At 66.6% G+C, this 6,530-nt stretch carries 7 protein-coding genes; 5 read left to right on the forward strand and 2 right to left on the reverse strand.

Annotated features, from left to right (window positions below; translation table 11 throughout):
- The coding region (locus RT123_RS15205) for a hypothetical protein (RefSeq protein ID WP_313010040.1) at positions 1-246 on the reverse strand (246 nt) is incomplete at its 3' end.
- Positions 247-482: 236 nt separating this feature from the next.
- Here RT123_RS15205 and RT123_RS15210 point away from each other — a divergent pair.
- The 4 genes from RT123_RS15210 (at position 483) to RT123_RS15225 (ending at position 5,182) form a co-directional block, all read left to right on the forward strand.
- Complete coding sequence (locus RT123_RS15210; RefSeq protein WP_313010043.1) at positions 483-1,664, forward strand: cell wall hydrolase; 1,182 nt, start codon at positions 483-485, stop codon at positions 1,662-1,664.
- Positions 1,665-1,743: 79 nt separating this feature from the next.
- Positions 1,744-3,681, forward strand: a complete 1,938-nt coding sequence (locus tag RT123_RS15215) for a PAS domain-containing protein (protein ID WP_313010044.1) — start codon at positions 1,744-1,746, stop codon at positions 3,679-3,681.
- A 63-nt stretch (positions 3,682-3,744) separates the two neighbouring features.
- Positions 3,745-4,152 (forward strand): response regulator, encoded by a 408-nt coding sequence (locus tag RT123_RS15220; protein WP_055752929.1) that lies wholly within the window; start codon positions 3,745-3,747, stop codon positions 4,150-4,152.
- A gap of 70 nt (positions 4,153-4,222) precedes the next feature.
- Complete coding sequence (locus RT123_RS15225) at positions 4,223-5,182, forward strand: aldo/keto reductase (protein ID WP_313010047.1); 960 nt, start codon at positions 4,223-4,225, stop codon at positions 5,180-5,182.
- A gap of 16 nt (positions 5,183-5,198) precedes the next feature.
- On the opposite strand, the gene trxB is transcribed toward RT123_RS15225, so the two are convergent.
- Positions 5,199-6,206: a thioredoxin-disulfide reductase gene (gene trxB, locus RT123_RS15230; protein WP_205682744.1), complete on the reverse strand. Its 1,008-nt coding sequence runs from the start codon at positions 6,204-6,206 to the stop codon at positions 5,199-5,201.
- A 69-nt stretch (positions 6,207-6,275) separates the two neighbouring features.
- On the opposite strand from trxB, the gene RT123_RS15235 reads away from it, so the two are divergent.
- Positions 6,276-6,512 carry a hypothetical protein gene (locus RT123_RS15235; protein WP_313010050.1) on the forward strand — a complete coding sequence of 79 codons (237 nt, stop codon included), beginning with the start codon at positions 6,276-6,278 and terminating at the stop codon, positions 6,510-6,512.
- Positions 6,513-6,530: the final 18 nt, after the last annotated feature.

Raw genomic sequence — 6,530 nt, forward strand, 5'->3', positions numbered from 1 at the left:
CGCGACGATCGCCCAGCCGCCGCCGGTGCACACCGCCAGCGCCGTCAAAGCTCCGGTCCAGCCGGCCGCCAGAGCGGCCAGGGTCACCGCCGGCAACAGGATGGTGAAGCCGGTCACCTCGCCATACAGCGGCGACGCCGCCGCCCGGATCGCCAGACCCGCGAGGGCGATGCCGATCCCGATCAAAAGGCGATGCGTCTGCGAGGCCGTCGACAAGCGCGCCAGGCCGATCAGCCAGCGATCCATGACCGCGATCCGCCGTTTCGATCCGCCTGCGCTCATATCGTCGGTTCGCCCCACCAGCGACGCGGTTGCCCCGCTGGAACATAGTTTTACACCTTGCGTTTGGGGCGACCACCCCTGACGCGCAGAGGGGTTTGATAACGGCGGTCGTCGTGACGCCGGAAAATGGCCTATAAGTCGGACTAGACGCGCGATCTCAGCGAAAGGCCGGTGCGCCGATCGCGGCTATTGGACCCTGAATGACCCGGTTGCCCTGGAAGACGATGTGGAAGGCGCTGCGGCGTTCGGCGGCGGCCTTGCCCGCAGCCGGCGCGGTGCTGGGCGTCGCCATGGCGGCGGGGTCCAGCGTGCGACCCGATATGGATCGGACGGCCGAGGCGGTTTCGCGCATCACCGGCGGCGACCTCGGCGCGGGCGGGCTGGCCGCGATCAAGGGGCGACTGACGCCGTCACAGCTGGCCGTCGCCATGCGGCATGATCCCAACCTTCTGCAGCCCGCTCTCTATGGGCTGACGCCGGGCTGGGAGAGCTTGACGCTGGCCGGCAAGCCAGGTCTGGAACCGGGCAAGAGCGGCCTCGAGGCTCAACGTCTGAACGCGGCCATGCCGCCCGCGTCCGGCGCGCTGCGTCCCGCCTTGCCGTTCGTGTTCAAGGGCAGCGCCGAGGATCGCAGGCGGGCTTTGCGCTGCCTGACCCAGGCGGTCTATTACGAAGCGGCGCTGGAGCCGGACAACGGCCAGGCGGGCGTGGCCCAGGTGGTCCTGAACCGCGTGCGCGATCCAAACTACGCCAACACCGTCTGCGGCGTGGTGTTCGAGGGCGCTGAACGCGTCACGGGATGTCAGTTCAGCTTCACCTGCGACGGCTCGCTGGGCCAGGCGCCGGTCGGCTGGGCGTGGGAGCGGGCGCGCAAGGTGGCGGAGCGGGCGCTGACCGGCGCCGTGGCTCAGGAAGTCGGGACCGCCACTCACTATCACGCCGACTATGTGCATCCCTGGTGGGCGCCGACCGTGGCCAAGGTGACGCAGATCGGCGCGCACATCTTCTATCGCTGGAAGGGCGTCTATGGCGAAACGGCTGCCTTCCGCAAAACCTACAATGGGCGCGAGCCGGCGATCGACGAGGCGCGTTTCTCGCGTCCGCGCATGACGATCGCCGCCGGCTCTGCAACCGGCGGCGCCGATCCCGACGCTCCGCAGAAAGACGCGCCTCTGAAGACGGTCGAGATCGATGGTCAGCAGCGGGTCGTCGGCGTGGTCAGCCTGGGCGGTCGCCGCCTGCCGACGCGTGATGAAGTCGCCGCCATCAATGCGCGCCTGAATGCTCTCGAGCGGCCCGCATCGGCGACCAAACCTGCCGCCCCGGCGCCCACAGGCGTCACGACGATGGATGTGGAGGAAGTCGGTCGCCCCGCGAACTGACATCCTGCATTGCAACGCTTCGCCACTCCAAGCATTGATGTCGATGGCCGGACCTGACCGGCCCAGCGAGGACGCCTGCTTGACCCACCCCGAAGTCGATTGTCCGAGGTGGGACGAAGCCGACCGTTTGAAGGCCCTGACAAGCTACGGCGTGCTGGACACGACGCCTGAAGGGTCGTTCGATGATCTGGCGTCGCTCGCCGCGCGCATCTGTGAAGCGCCGATGGCCGCCGTCAGTCTGGTCGATTCCCAGCGTCAGTGGTTCAAGGCCGAGGTCGGTCTGGGCGTGCGCGAAACGCCGCGCCCGCTGTCGTTCTGCGCCCACGCGATGCTGGGCGACGACGTCATGGTCATCCCCGACGCGATGCAGGATGACCGCTTCATCGACAATGACCTGGTGACGGGCGCGCCGCACATCCGCTTCTATGCCGGCTATCCGCTGAGGACGCCGGACGGCGTGCCGCTGGGCGCCCTGTGCGTGCTGGACGACACGCCGCGCCCGCAAGGTCTGACCGAGCTTCAGCTGATGGCGCTCAAGACCCTGGCGCAACAGGTGATGACGCAACTGGAGCTGCGTCGCGCCTTGTTGGACCGGGACCTCAGCGACCGCACCGCGCGGTTGGCGATGGAGGCCTCAGCCTATGTCGGGGCCTGGGACTGGGACATTCCTGAGAACCGCGTGATCGCCGACGAACGCTTTGCGCGGATGTATGGCGTGGATCCCGAAGCGGCGCGCGAGGGCGCGGCCATCGAGGTTTTCACCTCCAGCGTCCATCCCGACGACGCCCAACGCGTCACCGACGAGATCGACCGGGCCATGACGGACGACGGCGCCTTCGTCAGCGAATATCGTTTGGGCCAGGGCGATGACGTGCGTTGGATTCTGGCGCGCGGTCAGGTCTATTTCGACGCCGAGGGCGCGCCGATCCGCTTCCCCGGCGTCGCGGTGGACATCACCGAACGCAAGACCATCGAGACGGACCTCGCCGAAACCGCCGTGGCCCTGAGCGAAAGCGAGAGTCGGTTTCGGGTGTTGGCTGACGCCATGCCGCAGATGGTGTGGTCCACCCTGCCGGACGGTTTTCACGACTACTACAATGCGCGCTGGTACGAATTCACGGGCGTGCCCCTGGGCTCGACGGATGGCGAGGGCTGGAACGACATGTTCCATGCCGACGACCGCGAACGGGCGTGGACCGTGTGGCGCAACTCGCTGGAAACCGGCGAGCCCTATGAGATCGAATACCGGCTGAAGCATCACAGCGGCGTCTATCGTTGGACCCTGGGCCGCGCGGTGGCGATCCGCGACGAGGCGGGCGAAATCACCCGCTGGTTCGGCACCCTGACCGACATCGACGAGTTGAAGCGGCTGGAGCAGGGCCGCGAGCTGGTCAGCCAGGAGCTGAGCCACCGGATCAAGAACATCTTCGCCGTCGTCACCGCCCTGGTCGCCCTGTCCGCGCGCCAGTATCCGGAGGCCAAGGCATTTTCGGCCTCGCTGCGCACGCGCATCACCGCCCTGGCCCGCGCGCATGAGTTTGTGCGGCCGCACACCGAGACATCCAAGACCACGATCGGGGCGACAACTCTGCATTCCTTCCTGTCCGACCTGTTCAAGGCCTATGCGGACGAGACGGGTGGGGCGCGCGTCGTCATCCAGGGCGAGGACGCCGTCTTCGACGATCAGGCGGCGACCTCCGTGGCCTTGCTGTTCCACGAACTGGCGACCAACGCCGCCAAATACGGCGCGCTTTCCGAGCGTGGGGGCGTCGTGACGCTCGACACAGAACGAAAGGAGGATCGCTTCGTCCTGACCTGGTCGGAAACGGGCGGTCCGGTCATCCAGGGCATGCCGCAACGCACAGGCTTCGGTTCGTCTCTAGCCAGCCTCTCGGTCGAGGGACAACTCGGCGGGCGGTTGTCGCGCGAGTGGCGGCCAGAGGGGCTCCAGGTCATCGTGGACCTGCCGGCGACGGCCCTGTCCAGGCGCCGCGCGGCAGGCGGATACTCAAATTAGTCTTCTATTGAAACCTATCCCTCACACTGACGTTACGTACGCTCCCGAGCACTGATTGAACCTATGACTGCGCGTATCCTCATCATCGAAGACGAAGCTCTCGTTGCGATGGAGCTCAGGTTCGTCCTGGAGGACCTCGGTCACGAGGTTCTGGGCGTCGCCGCGACCGCACAGGCCGCGCGCGATCTGGTGCGCGAGAACGACGTCGATCTGGCGCTGGTCGATATCCACCTGTCCGACGGTCCCACAGGAATCAATCTGGGCCGCGAACTGGGTCAGGACATGGGCGTCTCCGTCCTGTTCATGACGGCCAACCCCGGCATGGTGCGCGACGGCGTCGCCGGCACGATCGGCGTCTTGTCCAAGCCGACAGACGAACATGCGGTCCAGACGGCTGTGGATTACGCCCTGCGTCGTCGCCAGGGTCAGCCGGTCGATTACGCGCCGCCGGGTCTTCAACTCTTCGGGTAACCGCTTTCCGAGCGGTTGAAGCCGCATCGATGCGGCATATGTCGAGGGCTCCCCAAAAGGAGATCTCCGCATGACCACCCTTTCCAAACGCAAGCTCGGCTCCAGCGGTTTGGACATCGCCCCCTTGGTGTTCGGCGGCAACGTCTTCGGCTGGACGGCGGATGAGGCGACGTCATTCGCCCTGCTGGACGCCTTCGTCGAGGCCGGTTTCGACGCCGTCGACACAGCCGACGCCTATTCGCGCTGGGTTCCGGGCCATTCCGGCGGCGAAAGCGAGACGATCATCGGCAAGTGGCTGAAGGCGCGCGGCCGGCGCGACGATGTCAAGATCCTGACCAAGGTCGGATCGGACATGGGGCAGGGCCACAACGACCTGTCACCGGCCTGGATAGAGACGGCGGTCGAGGCGTCGCTGCGCCGGCTCCAGACCGACTATATCGACCTGTATCAGACCCACTGGCCCGATCCGAAGACACCGCAGGACGAGACGCTGCGCGCGCTGGACAAGCTGGTGCAGGCCGGCAAGGTGCGCGCCATCGGCACGTCCAATCATCCGGCCGAACAGGTGTCCGAAGCTCTGGACATCTCGCAGCGCGAGAGTTTGGCCGCCTATGCGACGATCCAGCCGCATTACAACCTCCACAGCCGCGACACATTCGAGGGCGGGTTGCAGGACCTGGCCGTCAAGAAGGGGCTGGGCGTCATTACCTATTTCAGCCTGGAAAGCGGCTTCCTGACCGGCAAATACAAGACCGTCGATCAGATCGCCGGGACCAAGCGCGAGGGCATGCTGAAGGACAAGTTCGACGAACGCGGCGTGCGTGTCCTGGCGGCTCTGAACGCCGTGGCGCAGAAGGCCGAGGCCACCTCGGCCCAAGTCGCATTGGCCTGGCTGCTGGCCCAGCCGGGCGTTACGGCCCCGATCGTCAGCGCCACCTCGACCGACCAGCTGGCCGACACGCTGAAGGCGGCGACGCTTAAGCTATCAGATGAGGATCTGGCGGAACTGACGGAGGCCTCGACCTACTGATCGCGCAGGATCGGGATCACCAGACCCCGATCTTCTCCGCCTCGGCGTGGCTGATGGGGTTGTGGGCTTTGGCGTGGTCCTCTTCGGCAAGGAAGCGGCTGACTTCCAGGGCGGCCATGCAGCCCATGCCGGCGGCGGTGACGGCCTGGCGATAGACGTCGTCGGTCACGTCGCCAGCGGCCCAGACACCTTCAATTTCGGTCGAGGCGGTGCCGGGCTTGACCCGCAGATAGCCGCCGGCGTTGGTCTCCAACTGGCCCTTAAACAGTTCCGATGACGGGGCGTGGCCGATGGCGATGAAGACGCCGTCGGCGGGGATTTCCCGGGTCGAGCCGTCCTGGACGTTCTTGAGCCGGACGCCCGTGACGTTCTTGGCCATGCCGTCCACGACGCCGACGATCTCCTCGATCGCCGAGTTCCAGATCACTTCGACCTTGGGGTGGGCGAACAGCCGGTCCTGGAGGATCTTCTCGGCGCGGAATTCGTCACGGCGGTGAACGACCGTGACCTTGGAGGCGAAGTTGGTCAGGAACAGCGCCTCTTCAACGGCGGTGTTGCCGCCGCCGACGACCACGACTTCCTTGCCGCGATAGAAGAAGCCGTCGCAGGTGGCGCAGGCCGAGACGCCGAAGCCCTGATAGGCGGCCTCGCTCTCAAGCCCCAGCCATTTGGCCTGGGCGCCGGTGGAGATGATGACGGTCTCGGCCAGCATCTCTTCGCCGCTGTCCAGCCTCAGCCGGAACGGGCGTTGCGACAGGTCGGCGGAGACCACGATGTCGTGGATGACCTCGGTCCCGACATGCAGGGCCTGGGCCTGCATCTGCTCCATCAGCCAGGGGCCCTGGATGGTGTCGGCGAAGCCGGGATAGTTCTCGACGTCGGTGGTGATGGTCAGCTGGCCGCCAGGCTGGATGCCGGCGATGACGACGGGGTTCAGCGAGGCGCGGGCGGCGTAGATGGCGGCGGTCCAGCCAGCGGGACCGGAACCGATGATGGCGACGCGAACGGTACGAGCTTGGGTCATGGCCCCTATTTAGGCGGTGATTCCCGTTTGCGCGATGCTAGTCTCGCCTGACACGCAGGGGAGATGGGGATGACGAACAAGAACGCGGCCGCGCTGGACAATGTCGGCCTAGGTCTCGCGCTGGGCACGGCCATCGGATCGAGATTTGGCGTGGCCCTGATGGGGGCCGCGAACGCCAAGGCCCGGAAGGGCGGCGGGTCGGACGGGGGCGCGGTCATGCCGCCATCGGATACGTCGCAGCACAGCGGCTCAGACTGCAGCGGGGACAGCGGCTGTGACGGTGGCGGCGGTGGCGGCGGCGACTGAAAAGGCTACTCCAGAATC

The sequence above is a fragment of the Brevundimonas vesicularis genome, assembly GCF_032067225.1.
GTDB classification, from domain to species: domain Bacteria; phylum Pseudomonadota; class Alphaproteobacteria; order Caulobacterales; family Caulobacteraceae; genus Brevundimonas; species Brevundimonas vesicularis_F.